Source organism: Streptomyces sp. NTD91, from assembly GCF_059510455.1.
The window spans coordinates 1-18,559 of the sequence record NZ_JCAJZW010000063.1 but is presented as its reverse complement, the minus strand read 5'-3'; the positions used below and the strand labels follow the sequence as shown (position 1 = coordinate 18,559).

At 76.3% G+C, this 18,559-nt stretch carries 6 protein-coding genes; 1 reads left to right on the top strand and 5 read right to left on the bottom strand.

The features are described 5' to 3' along the window. Window positions 1–372 precede the first annotated feature (372 nt). The 3 genes from AC5WRT_RS36065 to AC5WRT_RS36055 are packed head-to-tail and all read right to left on the bottom strand — an operon-like array spanning window position 373 to window position 6,304. Window positions 373–2,034 (bottom strand): hypothetical protein, encoded by a 1,662-nt coding sequence (locus tag AC5WRT_RS36065; RefSeq protein WP_496098051.1) that lies wholly within the window; start codon window positions 2,032–2,034, stop codon window positions 373–375. Continuing rightward, window positions 2,031–4,799: a phosphoenolpyruvate synthase gene (locus AC5WRT_RS36060; protein WP_496098052.1), complete on the bottom strand. Its 2,769-nt coding sequence runs from the start codon at window positions 4,797–4,799 to the stop codon at window positions 2,031–2,033. Before AC5WRT_RS36060 ends, AC5WRT_RS36065 begins: the two co-directional genes overlap by 4 nt. 44 nt (window positions 4,800–4,843) lie before the next feature. Further along, a complete protein-coding gene (locus tag AC5WRT_RS36055) occupies window positions 4,844–6,304 on the bottom strand; it encodes a cytochrome P450 (protein WP_496098053.1) in 1,461 nt (486 codons plus the stop codon). 812 nt (window positions 6,305–7,116) lie between these two features. Between AC5WRT_RS36055 and AC5WRT_RS36050 the strand changes: the two genes are divergently transcribed. Beyond that, complete coding sequence (locus AC5WRT_RS36050; RefSeq protein WP_496098056.1) at window positions 7,117–9,894, top strand: ATP-binding protein; 2,778 nt, start codon at window positions 7,117–7,119, stop codon at window positions 9,892–9,894. Between the two features lie 51 nt (window positions 9,895–9,945). Here AC5WRT_RS36050 and AC5WRT_RS36045 read toward each other — a convergent pair whose 3' ends face one another. Next, window positions 9,946–10,932, bottom strand: a complete 987-nt coding sequence (locus AC5WRT_RS36045) for a Gfo/Idh/MocA family protein (protein ID WP_496098054.1) — start codon at window positions 10,930–10,932, stop codon at window positions 9,946–9,948. A gap of 258 nt (window positions 10,933–11,190) precedes the next feature. Continuing rightward, window positions 11,191–18,559: type I polyketide synthase (locus AC5WRT_RS36040; protein ID WP_496100976.1), on the bottom strand; the 7,369-nt coding region annotated here is incomplete at its 5' end.

Below are 18,559 nucleotides of genomic sequence, written 5' to 3'. Positions count from 1 at the left end.
CGGTCGGGAAGCGGTGGGTCCGGCCGGGTGGCAGCGTTCGGGGCGCCGGGTGGGCCGTGCGGGGCCGGGCCGGTGCGGGAAGGGATGCCGACGCAAGGCGGAAACCGCCGGCCGAGTTGACGGAGCCCGCGGTGGTGGCTCCCGAGCGAGACCCAGCCCAGCGGGGCACTACTCTCCGGCCGAACGCGGTCACCGCGCGGAGCGGACCCGGCGGGACACCGCCGCCCACGGGCCGACGACGAACTCACGGGCCGGAGTCCCCTGCACGGCCCGCGAGCCGGACGCTCCACGGCGGTGCGCGATCGCCGCGCAAGCCGATCCTGGCGATGAGCGCGGGGACGCACCGTCACAGCCGGGAACATCGCCCGTGCCTCACAGCGGCGTCGCCTGGTGGGGCTGGGCGCCGTTGCCGGCCAGGAGGTCGCGGGCCTCCTCGATGGGGAGTTCGGCGTCGAGGTGGGCGCCGATGCGGAGCCAGTCGTAGCCGAGTTCGAGGGTGGCCCGCCAGGTGTCGGCGGATTCGAAGGACAGCGGGAAGGAGTCGGCGCCGACGGCGCCGCGCACCAGGCCGATGAACGAGCGCAGGTCCGTGAGGAGCGTGGCGCCCTGGCCGGGTGCGTCCACCGTGCGCCGCAGGAGTCTCCCGGCGCCCTCCCCGATGGGCCCGGCGGCGGACGGCTGGAGCAGGTCGAGGCGGCGGACGAGGTCGGAGTCGGCGGGCAGCGGGTTGACGCCGTGGGCGCTGAACAGGCCGCGCAGCGCGGCGTGCACGGCGCGCCGGGCGGTGAGTTCGGCGACCCGCCACTGGCCGCGCTGCAGGGCGCCGGTCAGGTCCTCGACGGCGTTCTCGACGACGACGTTGGACCAGACGAGGGCCATCGCGGCGGCGGCGAAGCGGCCGGCCGGAAGAGGCATCAGGTCGACGGCGCGGGGCCCGGCGACGGCCGCGCCGCGCACGGAGAGCACCGGGCGCGCGGTGGACGGCGGCGGGGTGACGGGGCCGGGCGGCGCGGCGAGCGGCAGCGACGGGGTGATGGTGCCGCCGCCCTTCCAGGCGAGGCGGATCAGCCCGTAGCGCAGGAACGTGGCGAGCAGTGCGCCCGGGTCGGCGACGCCGCTGCCGGCGGTCGTGGCGAGCACCTGGGGCAGCGGCCGGCCGAGGACGAGACAGCGCCAGACCTCCGCGGCGTCGGCGCCGAGGGCGAACACGTCGCGCCGTCCGCGCAGGACGTGGACGCGGTCGCCGGTCTGCCAGGTGGTGACGCCGTGGACGCGCTCGACGGTGATCCGCTCGGGCTGCCAGGGCACGCCGGTGAGTCCGAGGTCCGCGGCGAAGGCGAGGGCGGCGGTCAGGTGGGTGCGGGCGGCGTCGGGATCGCCGGGCGCGGGGGCGGCGGCGTCCAGCTGCCAGTAGCGGTCGCGCACGCCGGCGCGGCCGGCGCGGTCGAGCTGCATGGACAGCCACTTGGGTTCGAGGTAGGTCTCGCCGAGGCGGGCCGCCCAGGACTTGACGGTCTGCACCAGGCCCGCGCGGGTCCAGTCGACGGCCTCGTCGCTCTCGCCGAGGCACAACAGCGCGACGGCGTGCCGCAGGGACTGGCGGGCGCGGTGGGCCCACCAGTCGGCGGTGATCTCCCGGAACCGCTCGACGGGCAGCAGCGCCTTGACCTCGTCGATGAGGGCGTGGCCGCGCAGCGGGTGGCTGTGCAGCAGCCGCTGGCAGCGGTTGAGGAGGTCCTCGGAGAGCCGCCCGGGCCGTGTGGCGCCCTCCTGCGCCGCGCGGAACTGCGCGGCGAGCTGACGCACCGACCGGGTGCGGATCTCGACGCGCCGGCCGTCCACGAACAGCAGCGACGGCATGGTCGGCAGGTCGTCGTCGGAGCGGCCGACGAGCAGGAAGTCGATGTCGGAGGAGGGGTTGCCGAACCCTTCCGCGATGGAGCCCTCCAGGGTGACGGCCCACTCGGCGCCGCGGGGCAGTTCGGCGAGGGACTTGTCGAGCAGGTCCTGCAGCTGGTCCTCGGTGAGGATCACGGGTGTGTCTCCGTTCGGGGGGTGTCCTCGGCGGTGGGCGCGGCGTCGTCGTCCGGCGGGTCGGCGAGTACGGTGACCGTCCCCGCGGCGCCGTCGACGCGCAGCCGGCTGCCGCCGCGTATCTCGGTGGTCGCGCCCTTGGCCTGGACGACGGTGGGGATGCCCAACTCCCGGGCGACCACAGCGACGTGGGTGAGGGGGCTGCCGCGTTCGATGACGAGGGCGGCGGCCGAGGGCAGCGCGGCCACCCAGCCGGGGTCGGTGCGGTAGGTGATCAGGATGCCGCCGCCGATGTCGCGGGGGGTGTCGGTGACGACGGCGGGTCCCTCGGCGACGCCGGGGCAGCAGGGGGTGCCGCGCAGTTCGCGGGCGCCGCTGCGGGCGGCCGGGCCGCCGGCCCAGCCGGCCCGTTCCAGGTTGCCCGACCAGTAGGGGGCGCCGCGGGTGGTGAAGCGGGACGGGGCGTGCAGCTCGCGGTCGGCGGCCTGCTGCCTGCGGCGCACCGCGACGAGGTCCCGCAGCTCGGTGTGGACGATCATGCCCTCGTAGGCGCCCTTGATCTCGTCGAGGCGCAGCAGGAACACATCGTCCCAGGCGTCGAGGGCACCGGCGCGCGCCAGGTCGCGGCCCAGGGCGCGCAGCATGCGCTTGGCCGCTCCGAAGGCGCGGGTTCGGCAGAACCGGAGCCGTTCGCGGTCGGTGAGCGCGGCCCGGGCCTTGGCGCGCACCCGCTCGTACACGAAGCGGCGCGGGCCGCGCAGGTGTTCGTCGAGGTAAGCGTCGGCCTCGCCACCGCGCTCCTGGGGGCCGGCCTCGCCCGTCTCGGGCAGGGCGTCGCGCAGCAGGGTGAACAGCCCGGCCGGGCTCTCGTACAGGTCGGGGACCTCGAGCTTGAGTTCGTCGGGGCTGCGGTATCCGTAGTCGGCGATGTACGCGTCGACGGCGGTGAGGAAGCCGGTGTGGCCGTCGTCGCGCAGCGCCTGGTACGCCGCGTCGTCCGGGGTGCGCTGCAGCAGGTCCAGGATGTCGGCGTCGGCGCGGGCGCGGGCGGCCAACTCGCGCAGCGCCCAGGCGGGTTCGGCGGACTCCACGGCGCCGCCGGGGGCGGCCGCGGCCCAGGTGAACCACTCGGGGGCGGCGGGCAGCCAGCGACGGGTGAGCAGGGCGAGCAGGCCCACGGAGAGCAGGATCGTCGCGTCCAGGGCCTGCACGGGGCCCCATTTCTCGATGAGTTCCCGCTGGAGCCTGCGGAATCGGCGATAGGTCTCGTCGCCGGGCAGGGCGTCGTAGTCGACCTTGTTGAAGACCGCGTACGCCCGGTAGAAATCGCGGTGGAAGGTCTCCACGGATTTCCCGATGGTGAAAAACCGCCAGGCGAAGAGGACGGTGCGGGCCAGGCGGAAGAGACGGCCGCGCAGTCCGGGCCGGGGTGTGAACGGGTGGAGGGTGTCGGCGAGTTCGTCGGAAATGCTCTCGGCGACGCCGAGGGATTTCTCCAGCACGCGCCGGTTGAGCGGGTACAGCGGGGCCAGGCGCACCATGCGGTACCAGTGGAGCAGGTTGTAGTAGACCCGTCCGTGGATGTGGCCGAGCAGGTGCGGGGTCCATTCCCGCACCTCGCGCAGTCGCTCGCCGCGGACGCCGAGGGCGCGGGCGTAGCTCTCGTACACCTTGGCGTAGGTGTCGGCGGCGAAGGTGTAGGTGAGGGGGGAGACGACGCCGCTGAAGCTCTCGATGATGTTGGAGTTGTCCCAGATCCGCAGCTCGCCCTCGGGTTCGGGCTCGGGGCCGGCGTGCGGGGCGAGGGCGGTGACGGGGCGGCTCTGCAGGATCCACAGCGTGCCGTCGGCGATGGCCCACTCGATGTCCTGGGGGGCGCCGTAGTGCGCGGTGATGCGGACCCCGGCCTCGTGCAGGCGGGCGAGGTCGTCGTCGGTCAGGGACAGGGCGGCGCGGTCCTCGTCGGCGACGGGCGAGACCTGGCAGCCGGAGTCGGATCCGGAGTCGTACCGCTCCTGCTTGTCTCCGACGACCGTGCTCAGCGTCTGTCCGGTGACGGCGTCGAGGACGACGGTGTCCGCGTCGACGGCCCCGGAGACCAGCCCCTCGCCCAGCCCGAACACGGCGCTGACCACATGGCGGTCGGTGCGGCCGGTCGTCGGGTCGGCGGTGAACAGCACGCCGCTGCGCTCGGCGGCGATCATGCGCTGGACGACGACGGCGACGCCGCCGGTGCCGGGCAGCAGTCCGCGCTGCGCGCGGTAGAGCAGGGAACGCGCGGAGAAGGCGGAGGCCCAGCAGCGGCGGACCCGGTCGGTGACGGCGTCGACGCCGCGGACGCCGAGGAAGCTGTCGAACTGCCCAGCGAAAGAGTGCAGTTCGCCGTCCTCCTCGGCGCCCGAGGAGCGTACGGCGACCGTGCCGCCGCCCGCCTCCCGGTGAGCGAGGGCGATCGCGTCGGCGATGCGGGCGCCGAGCGGCGCGGTCTCGATCAGGCGGGCGATCTCCTGCGCGACCTGCTCGGCCCTCGTCTCCCAGCCGTCGGCGAGCAGCCGCGTCAGCTGCTCGTCCAGTCCGCTGTCGTGGCAGAATTCCTGGAATGCGTCCACGCCGAGGATGGACCACGTCGGCACGGGAAATCCGGACGCGGTGAGAGTGTGGAGGTTTCTTCCCTTTCCGCCGGCGTGCCGGGCGACCAGGGCGGTGTCACTGGATGACGTCAGGACCTGCAGGGTCCGCTGTGCGGATCCCGTGGTGAGCGACAACTCGCTTTCCTTTCCAAGGTGTTACTCAACCCGGCCCGAATGTTTCACGGTGCGGCCGGACGAAACAACTCACGGGCTCTCCGTGGTGGCATTTCGGTCGTGGTAGCGATTTCAAATTCCGGCTGTTTTCCGCCCGTCGAGGACGACCGGGAGGGACGCGTGGCCACGCAGGACGATCCGGTCGCGGCGGGTCGGCGCGGTGCCGGGAGCGGGTGCGAGGCCCGGAAAGCGCCCCGGCAACCGGCCGAAAGCCACGCTCGCCTCCGGCCGGGCCAGCAGGGCGCCGAGGCAGTAGTGCGCTCCCCCGCCGAAGCCGAGCGGCCGGATGTCGTCGCGGGTGGGTCGAAGCGGTCGAGGTCGGGATGGCGGGCCGGGTCGCGGTTGGCGGCGCCGAGCAGGAGCAGGACATGGGTCCCGGCCGGCACGGGCACCCCGGCGACGGACACACCGTCGGCGAGGGCGACCCGGTTGCTCAGCTGCACCGGGGAGTCGTGGCGCAGCACCTCCTCCACGAAGCCGTCCACCAGGACGGCGCCTCGGAGCAGGCCGCTCATGACGTCGGGGCGCTCGAACGGCAGCCGCAGGCCGTTGCCGAGGAGGTGGGTGGTCGTCTCGAACCCGGCGAGCAGGAGGCTCGCGAGGTTGGCGACGAGTTCGACGTCGTCCCGCACCAGCCCCTCGTCCCGCGCGGAGAGCATCGAGGTCACGAGGTCGTCGCCGGGTCGGCGCGATGGGCCCGGATCAGGTCGGTGCAGTAGCGGCCGACCTCGACGGCCGCACGGTCGGCGGCGGCCGGTCCGGCCTCGTGGACGGCCGTCGGAGGCCGGTTCCAGGGTGGCCATGAGATCGGCGGCGTAGCCGCGGAAGCGGGCGCGGTCGGCCGCCTGCCCCTGCATCGTGAACCAGGTGTCCTCGGTCTTCACGGGCAGCTCGGTGGACCGCTGCCGGGAGCCGCCCGCCGGTACCTCGATGAGGTCGCTGAGCGTGCCGTCGCTGCCGAGGTTCAGGCCGTGGAGCGCGCCGTGTTCGCCGGGCGACCCGGTGCGCAGCACCACCGCTCCCCCACCGTCGCCGAAGATCACCCGGGTGGCGCGGTCGTCCGGCGACAGCAGCGTGGAGAACGCGTCCGCGCCGATGACCAGCACGCTGTCGGCGGCGCCGAGCGCGACGAGCCCGGCGCCCGTCCCGAGCGCGTACACGAAGCCGGTGCACACCGCCGCCACGTCGAAGGCGGGGACCGGACCGGGCCCCAGCCGGGCGGCGACCTCCGGTGCGGTCGCCGGGCACGGGCGGTCCGGGGAGCTGGTGGCGAGGACCACCGCGTCCACGGTGTCGGCGCCGGCCGAGCGCAGCGCGCGCCGCGCGGCCTCGACGGCCAGGTCGCCGGTGGACTGTCCGGGGCCGACCCAGCGCCGCTCCCGGATGCCGGTGCGCCTGCGGATCCACTCGTCGCTGGTGTCCAGCGCCTCGGCGAGCCGGTCGTTGGTGACGACGGTGGGGGGCACCCAGCCCCCTAGGGCGTGTTTCGAAAGTAGCGTCGTCCGCCCGGAGGGCGGGGTCCGCGGCGTCTGGTGCGGTGCATCGCAAGGCGGAGGGTCGTCCTCGTACCGGGCGTACGTGAACGATCCCGACAACGCGGCGAGGTGCCGTGCCAGGCGTCGCGGACCAGACGGGACTTTCGAAACACGCTCTAGTCCTGCGACGACGGCTGCTCGTTCCACGTTCTCCGTTCCTTCCCGGCCGACGGCCACGGAGCCGGACGACGGCCCCGGTCGGGGGCCGGATGACGGCCCGGTGGGGGTACGGCAGCGCGCACCGGCGGGGCCGTCGCCGCCGCCCGGCCTTCCCTCTGGTTCCAGCAGTGGGGCCGGTCGCGCCGGCCGCACCGGGGACGTCCGGTCGCCGGCTGTTCCCCTTCCGGGAGTTCGTCCGCGTAGGGCGGCGGCCGGGGCGGTCGTACCGCGGCGCAATCCGTCACACCGTCGCGCGGCCCCGCGGACGAACGCCCCCGCGGCCGGACCCGCAGGCCCACCGCACCGCGCCCCGTGCCCGGCCGTCCCCGGCAGTGTGGACCGCGGCGCCCGCCGGGCGCATCCGTCACCCGACTGCACCCTGTGAGCTGCGGTCGTCCCGGTCGTCGCCGACAACCGCCCGCCCGGCGCCGTCCGGGAGGGCGCCGGCCCCGCTCCCCCATCAGCGACCTTTCAGGGGATTCCTTAGAGCCCGTGCGCCAGGCACAGGGGGGCGGTCGCCGCGGGCTTAGCGTCCTTGTGTGTCGGACGCCGCGCAGCGAGACCAGGAGGCGCTCTTGACCACTGTGACACTGTCGGGCGGCGCTCTCGTGGGCCGTGCCTCCGAAGCCGCCCGGATACGACACTTCGTCAGAAACCCTGGTGAGAGCGGCCGCGTCCTGATGGTCACCGGCATCCCCGGCATCGGCAAGAGCGCCCTCGTCGACAGCGAGGTCGACGAGCTGCGGGAGGCCGGGGTGCGGGTGCTGCGGGCCGAGGGCAGCGAGACGGAACGCGAGCTGGCGTTCGCCGGGCTGCACCAGCTGCTGCGGCCGGTGCTGGCGCAGGCTCCGCTCCTGCCGCAGCGGCAGAGCGACGCGCTGCTCGGCGCGTTCGGCATGTCGGACGCGCCGACCGACCCCGATCAGCTGATCCTGCGCATCGCCGTGCTGAGTCTCCTCGCGCACGTGGCCCGGTCGCGGCCGGTGCTCATCGTCGTGGACGACGCCCAGTGGCTGGACCAGGACTCCGGGGACGTACTGGCGTTCGTCGCGCGGCGGCTGGAGGGCGAGCGGATCGCCCTGCTGGGGCTGGCCCGCGCCGACGCCCCGCCGCCCGCGTTCGCGCGGAGCTGCCCGGTGCTGGACCTGGCTCCCCTGGACCCGGATGCCGCGGGCCTGCTCCTGGACGCGCAGCCGCGCCGCCCCACCGGCCCGTTGCGGGCGCGGATCCTGCAGGAGGCGGAGGGCAATCCGCTCGCGCTGATCGAGTTCGCCCGCTCGGAGCCCGGCCAGGCGCCGTGGCCGATCGAGCCGCTGCCGCTGGCGGACCGGCTGGAGCAGCGGTTCGCCGCCCGGCTGACCGGCCTGCCCGGCGCCACGCGGCAGGCGCTGCTGCTGGCGGCGACGGACCCGGGGGCCGTGTCCGGCGTGCCGCCTCAGGTGTGGCGGCCGGCCGAGGAGGCGGGCCTGATCGAGGTCCGCGACACCGTCGTACGGTTCCCTCATCCGCTGATCCGGTCCGCGGTCTACCACGCGGCGCCGCCCACGCAGCGCCGGGCCGCACACCGGCGGTGTGCGGCCGCGCTGCGCGACGCGCCGGACCGGCGGGCGTGGCATCGGGCGGCAGCGGGCACCGGGCCGGACGAGTCGGTGGCGCGGGAGATGGAGCGCACGGCGCGGCAGACGGGACGGCGGGGCGGTCTCGTCTCGGCGGCGCTGGCGCTCCAGCGGGCCGCCGAGCTCACCCCAAACCCCCGCGAGCGCGCCCGCCGGCTCACCCTGGCCGCGCGGCTGGCCGCGCCGACCGGGCAGACGGCCTGGGTGGAGGAGCTGACCGACCGGGTGCGGACGCTCTGCGACGACCCGGTGCTGCTCGCCCACGCTGCCCTCTGCCGGGGCCAGGCCCTCGCCCTCACCCCGGGCCGCGCCGCCGCCTACCCGTTGCTGACCCGCACCGCGCGCGACCTCGCCCCCCACGACCCCGGCGACGCCCTGCAGGCGCTCGCGACCGCCGCCCTGATCTGCTACTACGGCGGCGACGCGGGCCAGCGGGACGAGCTGCGCCGAGACTTCTTCCGGCTCGCCGCCGCCGTCGGCCCGTGCCCGGAGCCGGACCTGGCGTCCCTGTGGATCCGCACCGCCACCGACCCGTCCGCGGACCGTGCCGCGCTGCTCGCCGGTGTCCGTCGGCTGGCGGCCCTCGACACGGCCGGTCCGGAACTGGCGGCGGCCACGGCGACCCTGGCGTGGCTGCTCGACGAGAACGCCCTCGCCCTCAGTCTGTTCGACACGGTGGGCGGGTCGGCGGCGGGCCCGTCGCCGCTGCCGGACGGGCTGCGCTGCGTGGAGGGCTGGGCGTGTCTGGAGTACGGCCGGTGGGCGCGCGCCCGGGCCGTCGCGGCGGCCTCGGCCCGCGCGGCCACGCACAGCGACCCGCCCTACACGGCGGCGGCCCCGCCCGCGCTGGACGCCGCGGTGCTGGCGCTGCGCGGGGAGACGGGCCCGGCGCGCGCCGCGGCGCGGCAGGCGCTGGACCTCGTCGCCGCGCGGGAGAACCGGTTCGTGACGGTGCGGGCCCGCTGGGCGCTGGGCATGGCGGCGTGGGCGGACGGCGACCACGAGGACGCCTACGACCAGTTCCGCGCGATGTTCACGGCCGACGGCCAGGAGGTCCACTACCACGTCTCCCGGTACGGCCTGGGCGACCTCGCCGCGGCCGCCGCGCGGATCGGGCGGCAGGAGAGCGCCCGCAGGATCGTGGACCGGCTGGCGGAGCGCGCATCGGGCTCCTCGCCGCGGCAGCGGGCCCAACTCGCCCGGACCCGGGCGCTGTTGGCGGAAGGCGAGGAGGCCGGGCGCCACTTCCGGGCGGCGCTCGGCGAACCGGGCGCGCGAGAACGGCCGTTCAGTCACGCGCAGGTGCAACTCGAGTACGGCGAATGGCTGCGCCGTCGGCTGCGCTCGGGCCGGGCCCGGTCCCTCCTGGCCGCCGCGCTGGAGACGTTCGAACGGGTCGGCGCCGAGCCGTGGGCCGGCCGCGCCCGGGCGGAGCTGCGGGCCGCCGGGATCCGCCAGAGCCCCGGCGGCCGGGACCGGCTGCCCGCGCTCACCCCGCAGCAGGAGCAGATCGTGAGCCTGGCCGCCCGGGGGCTGACCAACCGGGAGATCGGCGAGCGGCTGCAGCTGTCCCCGCGCACCGTCGGCTCCCATCTGTACCGCAGCTTCCCGAAGCTGGGCGTCACCGCGCGGTCCCAGCTGCGGGACGTCATCGACGGCCGCCGTACGGCGCCGGGGCCGTTCGCCCTCGTGGACGCGGGCGCCGGGGAGGACGGCGGCGACGGGCCGCACCGGCACCCGGCCTGACCGCCCACCGCCCGGCCCACTCCCGCGCGGCCGGCGTTCGCAGGCGCTCCTTCAGCGGCCCAGCCCGTTTCCCGCCGCCGCGCGCACCGCGTCGACCAGTTCGGCCTGCCGCAGGATGTCCTGGCCGGGACTCTTGAAGTCGCCGCCGACCAGGACCGTGCGGGCGAACCGGGCGACCAGTGAGGCGAACTGGTGGCCCGCGGGTAGGGTGCGTTCCTCCACGTGGTCCTGGCGGACCAGCCGCAGCACCGGGCGCAGGGCCGGCGGCGCGGTGAACGCGCGGTCGAGGGTGATGCTGCCCTCGCTGCCCCACAGGGTGCAGGCGCACCGGTACGACCGGTCGAAGCCGAACGTGAGCTGCCCGGTGCGCCCGGCCGGGTCGGCGACGAGCGCCGCGCCGGCCACGTCGACGCCGGTGGCGGGGTCCTCCCGCAGCACCGCACCGTGCACCGTGACGTCCGGCCCGAGGTACAGGGTCGCCGCGCGCAGCGTGTACACGCCGGCGTCGAGCAGCGCGCCGCCGCCGAGCGCCGGGTCGTACCGGATGTCGCCGTCGGGCAGCGGCGGGAAGGCGAACTCGGCGGTGAGGTGGCGGGGTTCGCCGATCGCGCCGGCGTCGACGAGGGCCCGTACGGCGTCGTGCTGGCCGTGGTGGAGGAACGCGAAGTTCTCCATCAGCAGCAGCCCGGCGGAGTGGGCGGCGGCGACCAGCTCCACCGCCTGGGCGCCGTCGGTGACGCACGGCTTCTCGGCGAGGACGTGCTTGCCCGCCGCCAGCGCCCGCGCCACCCACTCGGCGTGCAGCGCGGGCGGCAGGGGCACGTAGACGGCGTCGACGTCGTCGCGGGCGAGCAGCGCGGCGTAGCCGGTGACCGGCTCGCAGCCGAACCGCCGGGCGACGGCCTCGGCCTTGTCGCGGCTGCGGCTGGCGACGGCCACCAGCCGCACCGACGGGTCGGCCGCCAGCGCGGGCAGGGTGGTGCGCTGGGCGATGGCAGCGCAGCCGACCACGCCCACGTTCAGCACTCGTTCCGACACGGTCTCGCTCTCTTTCGGAAGGGGTGGACGATGCCCGGCGACGCCTCGCGCCCGCGACGCGGCCGGCCCGAGGGCACGGCGACGCCGCGCGGGCCGCGGGAGGGACGGCCCGGTCGGTCCTGATGCTCCGCTGATCTCCTCCGGCGCGTCACCTCGGCGACCCGGCCGCCCGGCCGGCCGACGTGCCGGTCCGGCGTCCCGGCCGACGTGCCGGACCGACGCTCGACGGTCCGGCACTCGCGAGGATGCGACGGCCGGTCACGCGGAGCCGAACTGCTTGTCGATGAAGTCGAACAGGTCGTCGTCGCTGGCCGACTCGAGTTGCTCCTCGACCGCCACGGCCGGCTCCGCCGCCCGGTCGCCGCCGGCCGCACCGCCTGCCGTGCCGACGGCCGGGACCGGTTCGTCCAGGCGGGTCAGCAGGCCGCGCAGCCGGCCGGCGAGCGTGGCGCGGACCGACTCGTCGCCGACCATCTCCTCCAGCACGCCCTCCAGGCGGTCGAGTTCGGCGAGGACCGGCTGGACGGAGGCGGCGGTGCCCGGCGCGGTCTCCTCGCGCAGGTGCCGGGCGAGCCCGAGCGGCGTCGGGTGGTCGAACAGCAGCGTGGCCGGAAGTCGCAGCCCGGTGGCGGTGGTCAGCCGGTTGCGCAGTTCGACGGCGGTCAGCGAGTCGAAGCCCATTTCCAGGAAGCCCCGTTCGGCGTCCACGGCGTCGGAGTCGGCGTAGCCGAGCACCGCCGCCGCGTGGTCGCGGACGAGGTCCACGAGGAGGCCGAGCCGGGCCTCGACGTCGAGTTCGGCGAGCCGCTGCCGCAGCCGCTCCGCGGAACCGGCGCCCTCCGCCGCGGGGGCGGTGCCGGTGCGGCGGCCGGGGACGGGCCGGACGAGGGACCGCAGCAGGGCCGGGACCTCCCCGTCGGGGGTGCGCAGTCCGGCCGTGTCGAAGCGGGCCGGGACCAGCACCGCACGGTCGGTGGCGACGGCCGCGTCGAACAGCTCCAGGGCCTGCTCGGACGGCATCGGTACGACACCGCCGCGCGCCATGCGCCGCAGGTCGGCCTCGTCGAGCTTGCCGGTCATCGCCGACCGCTCCTCCCACAGGCCCCACGCCAGGGACTGGGCGGGCAGGCCCTGGGCGCGCCGCAGCCGCGCGAGGGCGTCCAGGAAGGCGTTGGCCGCCGCGTAGTTGCCCTGTCCCGCGCCGCCGAAGACACCGGCGAGCGAAGAGTAGAGCACGAAGGCGCGCAGCCCGGTGTCCCGGGTCAGTTCGTGCAGGTGCAGGGCGGCGTCGACCTTCGCGGCGAGGACGGTGTCGAGGTGTTCCTGGGTGAGGGAGCCGATGACGCCGTCGGCGAGGACGCCGGCCGTGTGGACGACGGCGGTCAGCGGACGCCCGTCCGGGATCATGGCGAGCAGCGCGGCCAGCGCGTCCCAGTCCGACGCGTCGCAGGCCACCAGGTCGGCGCGGGCGCCGAGCCCGGTCAGCTCCGCGACGAGTTCCCGGGCGCCCGGCGCGTCGGGGCCGCGGCGGCCGACGAGCAGCAGGTTGCGGGCGCCGTGCCGGGTGACCAGGTGCCGGGCGACGAGTCCGCCGAGCGCGCCGGTGGCGCCGGTGACCAGGACGGTGCCGTCCGGGTCGAGCAGTGTGCCGACGCCGTCGCCGGCGCCGCCGGTCAGGGTCGTCGTACGGACGAGCCTCGGGACGCGCGACTCGCCCTTGCGCAGGGCGACCTGGGGTTCGTCGAGTCCGAGCGCGGCGGGCAGCGCCGCGTGGGACTCCTGGGCGCCGTCCCAGTCGAGCAGCACGAACCGGCCCGGGTTCTCGGACTGCGCGGTGCGCACCAGGCCCCAGACGGCGGCAGCCACCAGGTCGGGCGCCCGGTCGCCGTCGTGCACGGTCATGGCGTGCCGGGTGACCAGCACCAGCCGGGTCGCGTGGAAGGTGTCGTCGGCGAGCCAGTCCTGCAGCAGCCGCAGCACATCTCCGGTGGCGCGGCGCACCGCGTCGGCCGTCGCGGCCGTACCGGCGTCGGCGGACAGCGGGTCGGTGTCGTCGCCGAGGCCGGGGAGGGCGGCCAGCACGGTCGCGGGGGCCGCGGTGTCGCCACCGGCGACGGCGCGGGCGAGGGCGGCCGGGTCCGGGTGGTGCGCGACGGCGAGTCCGGCGGCTGTCAGCGCGGCGTCCACGCCGCCGGCGTCTCCCAGCACCGCCCAGGCGCCGGCGACGCGGGCCGGGGCGGCGGCCGGGGTCACCCAGTCCACCTCGTGCAGGTGGCGGGCGGCGGCGCGCCGGTCCCCCAGCCGGCCGGCGTCGGGCAGCGGGCGCAGCGTCAGTCCGGCCACCGTGGTGACCGCCCGGCCGTCGGGTGTGGTGACGCGCAGGGTCACGGTGTCGGGCCCGGTCGGGGTGAGCCGTACCCGCAGCGTGTCGGCGCCGGGGGTGTGCAGGCGGACGCCGGTCCAGCTGAACGGCATGACGGCGGCGGAGGCCGCGGGGGTGAGGCCGACGGTCTGCACGGCGGCGTCGAGCAGCGCCGGGTGCAGCCCGTAGCGGGCGGCGTCGGCGGCGATACCGGCGGGCGGTTCGACCTCGGCGTAGACGTCGTCGCCGAGCCGCCACGCGGCGGTCAGGCCCTGGAACGCCGGGCCGTAGGCGAAGCCGCCCTCGGCGAAGCGGTCGTACAGGCCGTCCACGGCGACGGGTTCGGCGCCCTGCGGCGGCCAGACCGCGAGCGGCGCCTCGTCGTCCGGCGCGGTGTCCGGGGTGAGCCGGCCGACGGCGTGCCGGGTCCAGGGTTCGTCGTCCGTGGCGTCGTCGGGCCGGGTGTGGACGCTGACCTGGCGTGTCCCGTCCTCGCCGGGAGCGCCGACGGTGACCTGGACGTGGACGGCGCCCTGGTCGGACAGCACGAGCGGCGCCTCCAGAGTGAGTTCGTCGACGGTGGGGCAGCCGACCCGGTGGGCGGCGAGCAGCGCCAGCTCCAGGAAGGCGGTGCCGGGCAGGACGGCCGTGCCGGACACGGCGTGGTCGGCGAGCCAGGGGTGGGTGCTCAGCGACAGCCGCCCGGTGAGCAGGTGGCCGTCGCCACCGGCGAGCGGGGTGCCCGCCGCGAGCAGCGGATGGTCCCCGGCGGCGAGACCGGCCGCCGCGAGGTCGGGCGTCGCCGGCTCGGCGTCGAGCCAGTACCGGGCCCGCTGGAAGGCGTACGTCGGCAGGTCGGCCCGGCGGACCGGGCGGCCGGCGAAGTACCGGGCCCAGTCGGGGCCGGCGCCGTGGACGTGCAGGGTGGCCAGGGCGGTGGTGACGGCGGTGCCCTCGGGCCGGTCACGGCGCAGCAGCGGGGTGACGACGGCGGCCTCCGGGTCGGTGAGGCAGTCGCGGGTCATGGCGCTGAGCACCCCGTCGGCTCCCAGTTCGACGTAGGTGGTGACGCCCTGGCGCTCCAGGGTGGCGAGGGCGTCGGCGAAACGGACCGTGCCCCGCACGTGGCGCACCCAGTAGTCGGCGCCCTCCAGTTCGCCGGGTGCGGCGCTCCGGCCGGTCAGATCGCAGACGACGGGCACCGCGGGGGCGGTGTAGGCGAGGTCGCGGGCGACGGCGGCGAAGGGCGCCTGCATGGGTTCCATGCGCGGCGAGTGGAAGGCGTGGGACACCGTGAGGCGCTTGGTGCGCAGTCCGGCCTCCCGCCAAGCCTCGGCGAGTTCCTCGACGGCCTCCTCGTCGCCGGAGACCACCACGGACGTCGGGCCGTTCACGGCGGCGACGGCGACCCGGTCCTCGTAGGTGCGCAACGCCTCGACGACCTGGGCCTCGCTCGCCTGCACGGACAGCATGGCGCCGCCGTCGGGGAGTTCCTCCATCAGCCGGCCGCGGGCGGCGACCAGCCGGCAGGCGTCGGCGAGGCCGAGGACCCCGGCGACGTGGGCCGCGGCGATCTCGCCGATGGAGTGGCCGACGACGACGTCGGGGTGCAGCCCCCAGTGTTCCAGCAATCGGAACTGGGCCACTTCCAGGGCGAACAGGCCGGCCTGGGTGTAGGCGGTGCGGTCGAGGAGTGCCGCCACCGGGGTGCCTGCGGGCGCGAACAGCACTTCCTTCAGGGGGCGTTGCAGCTCCCGGTCGAGTTCGGCGCAGACGGCGTCGAGGGCGTCGGCGAAGGCCGGGTACAGGGCGTACAGTTCACGGCCCATGCCGGGGCGCTGGCTGCCCTGGCCGCTGAAGAGGAACGCGGTGCGCCCGCCGCGGCGCCGCACGCCGCGCAGCACGCCGGGGGCCTCCCTGCTGTCGGCCAACGCACGCAATGCGTCAAGGAGTTCGGCCCGGCCGCGGCCGACGAGGGCCGCCCGGTGGTCGAACGCGGCGCGGCCGGTGGCCAGGGCGTGGGCGATGTCGAGGTCGCTCGCCGCGTCCTGCCGTTCGGGGTCCTCCAGGTGGGCCAGCAGCCGGGCGGCCTGGGCGCGCAGCGCGTCGGCGCCGCGCGCGGACAGCACCCAGGGGACCACCGCGCCGGAGGCGGCGGGGACGGTCGCCCCCTCCGGCGGGATGGAGTTCGCGGCGCCGGGACCCGTGGGGGCGGCCGGGCGCTCCTGAGGGCCGCTGGCCGCAAGGGCGGGGCCGGTGGCCGGGAGGGCGGGGCCGCCGATGGCCGCCGGGGTATCGGCGGGCGCTTCCTCCAGGATGACGTGGGCGTTGGTGCCGCTGATGCCGAACGCCGACACACCGGCGCGGCGCGGCCGGTCGGGGCTGCCGGGCCACTCCACGGGCTCGGTCAGCAGCGCCACCGCGCCCTCGGTCCAGTCGATCCGCGTGGACGGCCGGTCGGCGTGCAGGGTGCGCGGCAGCAGCCCGTGCCGCATCGCGAGGACCATCTTGATGACGCCGCCGACACCGGCGGCGGCCTGGGTGTGGCCGAGGTTGGACTTCAGGGCGCCGATGCGGAGCGGCCGGTCCGCGGGCCTTTCCTGGCCGTAGGTCGCCATCAGGGCCTGTGCCTCGATGGGGTCGCCGAGCTTGGTGCCGGTGCCGTGCGCCTCGACGGCGTCCACGTCGGCCGGGGACAGCCCGGCGGCGGTCAGCGCCTGCCGGATGACGCGCTGCTGCGCGGGGCCGCTCGGCGCGGTGAGGCCGTTGCTGGCCCCGTCCTGGTTGACGGCGGAGCCGGCGAGGACCGCCAGCACGGGGTGGCCGTTGCGGCGGGCGTCGGACAGCCGCTCCAGGAGGACCATGCCGACGCCCTCGGCCCAGCCGGCGCCGTCGGCGTCGTCGGAGAACGCCTTGCAGCGGCCGTCCGCGGACAGCGCCCGCTGCCGGCTGAACTCGATGAACGTGTCCAGCGAGGAGATCACGGTGACACCGCCGGCCAGCGCCATCCCGCACTCACCGGAGCGGAGCGCCTGAGCGGCCATGTGCAGCGCGACCAGCGACGAGGAACACGCGGTGTCGACGGTGACGGCCGGCCCCTCCAGTCCGAAGGTGTAGGAGATGCGCCCGGAGGCCACGCTGCCGGCGCTGCCGGTGGCGAGGTAGCCCTCGTAGTCCTTGGGGGCGTGCTGCACCCGGGAACCGTAGTCGTGGTAGTTGGAGCCGACGAACACGCCGGTGCGGCTGCCGCGCAGCGTGCCCGGGTCGATCCCGGCCCGCTCGAACGCCTCCCACGACGTCTCCAGCAGCAGCCGCTGCTGCGGGTCGACGGCCAGCGCCTCACGAGGGCTCATCCCGAAGAACTCCGGGTCGAAGTGGTGCGCGTCGTACAGGAATCCGCCGCCTCGGGCGTAGAACGTGCCCGGCCGGTCGGGGTCGGGATCGTAGGCGCCTTTCAGGTCCCAGCCGCGGTCGTCGGGCAAGGCGGACACGGCGTCGCCGCCGCGCACCAGCAGCCGCCACAGGTCCTCGGGGCTGCTCGCCCCGCCCGGGTAGCGGCAGCTGATCGCGACGATGGCGACGGGGTCGTCGCCGGTCGCAGCCACGGCGGGCACGGCGCTGCGCTCGGGCTCCGCGCCGTCGGGTGCGGCGCCGAACAGGTCGTGGTGCAGCCGCTCGGCGAGGGCGGTCGCCGTGGGATGGTCGAAGACGAGGGTCACGGGCAGCCGCAGCCCGGTGGTCTCCGCGACGGTGTTGCGCAGCGCGACCGCGGTCAGCGAGTCGAAGCCGAGGTCGCGGAAGGCCCGCTCCTCGTCGATCTCCTCCGGCCCGGCGTAGCCGAGCGCCCCGGCCGCCAACGTCCGTACGAGGGTGAGCAGTTCACGGCGCTGCTCCTCGTACGGCAGTGCGGCGAGCCGTGCCGTGACCGCGTTGCCGGCACCGCCGGCCGCCGCGGTGGTCCGCCGGGCCGCTTCGGCCTCGCGGACCTCGGGCAGGTCGGCGAGGACCCGGGCGGGCCGGTCGGCGTGGGCGTAGGCGTAGGTCTCCCACCGGACGTCGGCCACCGCCAGCACCGGCTCGGCCCCGAGGACGGCCCGTTCGAGCGCGGTCAGCGCCGACTCGGGGTCCATGGCGGGCATGCCGGAGCGGGCCAGCCGCTCCCCCGTCCCGCCGGCGGCCAGGCCGCCGCCGCCCCACGCGCCCCACGCGATCGACGTCGCGGGCAGGCCGTCGGCGTGCCGGCTGCGGGCGAGCGCGTCGAGGAAGGCGTTGGCGGCGGCGTAGCTGCCCTGCCCGGGGCCGCCGAGGGTGCCGGCGAGCGACGAGAACAGCACGAACGCCGACAGGTCCAGGTCACGGGTGAGTTCGTGCAGGTGCCGCGCGGCGGCGGTCTTCGGCCGCAGGACGGTCTCGGCGCGCTCGGGGGTCAGTCCGTCCAGCACGCCGTCGTCCAGGACGCCGGCCGCGTGGACGACCGCGGTGAGCGGCCGGTCTTCCGGTACGGCGGCCAGCAGTGCGGCCAGCTGGTCCCGGTCGGCGACGTCGCACGCGGCAACGGTGGCCCGGGCGCCGAGCCGCGTCAGCTCCGCCTCCAGCTCGGCCGCGCCGGGCGCGTCCGGCCCCCTGCGGCCGACGAGCAGCAGGTGTCCGGCGCCGTTGCGGGCGAGTCGGCGCGCCACCTGGGCGCCGACGCCTCCTGTGCCGCCGGTGATGAGCACCGTCCCCTCCGGCGCCCACGGAACGGGCGTGGCGTCGGGCCGCCCGGCCCGCACCAGCCGCCGTACGAAGAGTCCGGTGCCGCGCACGGCCAGCTGGTCCTCGTCCGGCGTGCCCGCCAGCGCGGCGGCCAGCCGGATCCCGGCCCGCTCGTCGAGTTCCCACGGCAGGTCGACCAGCCCGCCGAACCGCCGCGGGTACTCCATCGCCGCGATCCGCCCGAGCCCCCAGGCCTGCGCCTGCACCGGCGCGGTGAGCCGGTCGGCGCGGCCCGTGGACACGGCGCCCCGGGTGCCGATCCACAGCGGCGCCGCGACACCGGCATCCCCGAGGGCCTGCAGCAGTACGGTGGTGAGCGCGAGCCCGCAGGCCAGCGCGCTCCCGTCGGCGTACGGCGTCTCGTCCAGCGCCAGCAGCGAGAGGACTCCGGCGGGGGGCGCGAGCCGGTCGTCGGCGCTCAGCACGCCGGTGAGCAGCGCGGCGAGGCCGGCCCGGTCGGTGCCCGCGGCGACGCTCAGAGTCGTGACGCGGGCGCCGTGTCGAGTGAGG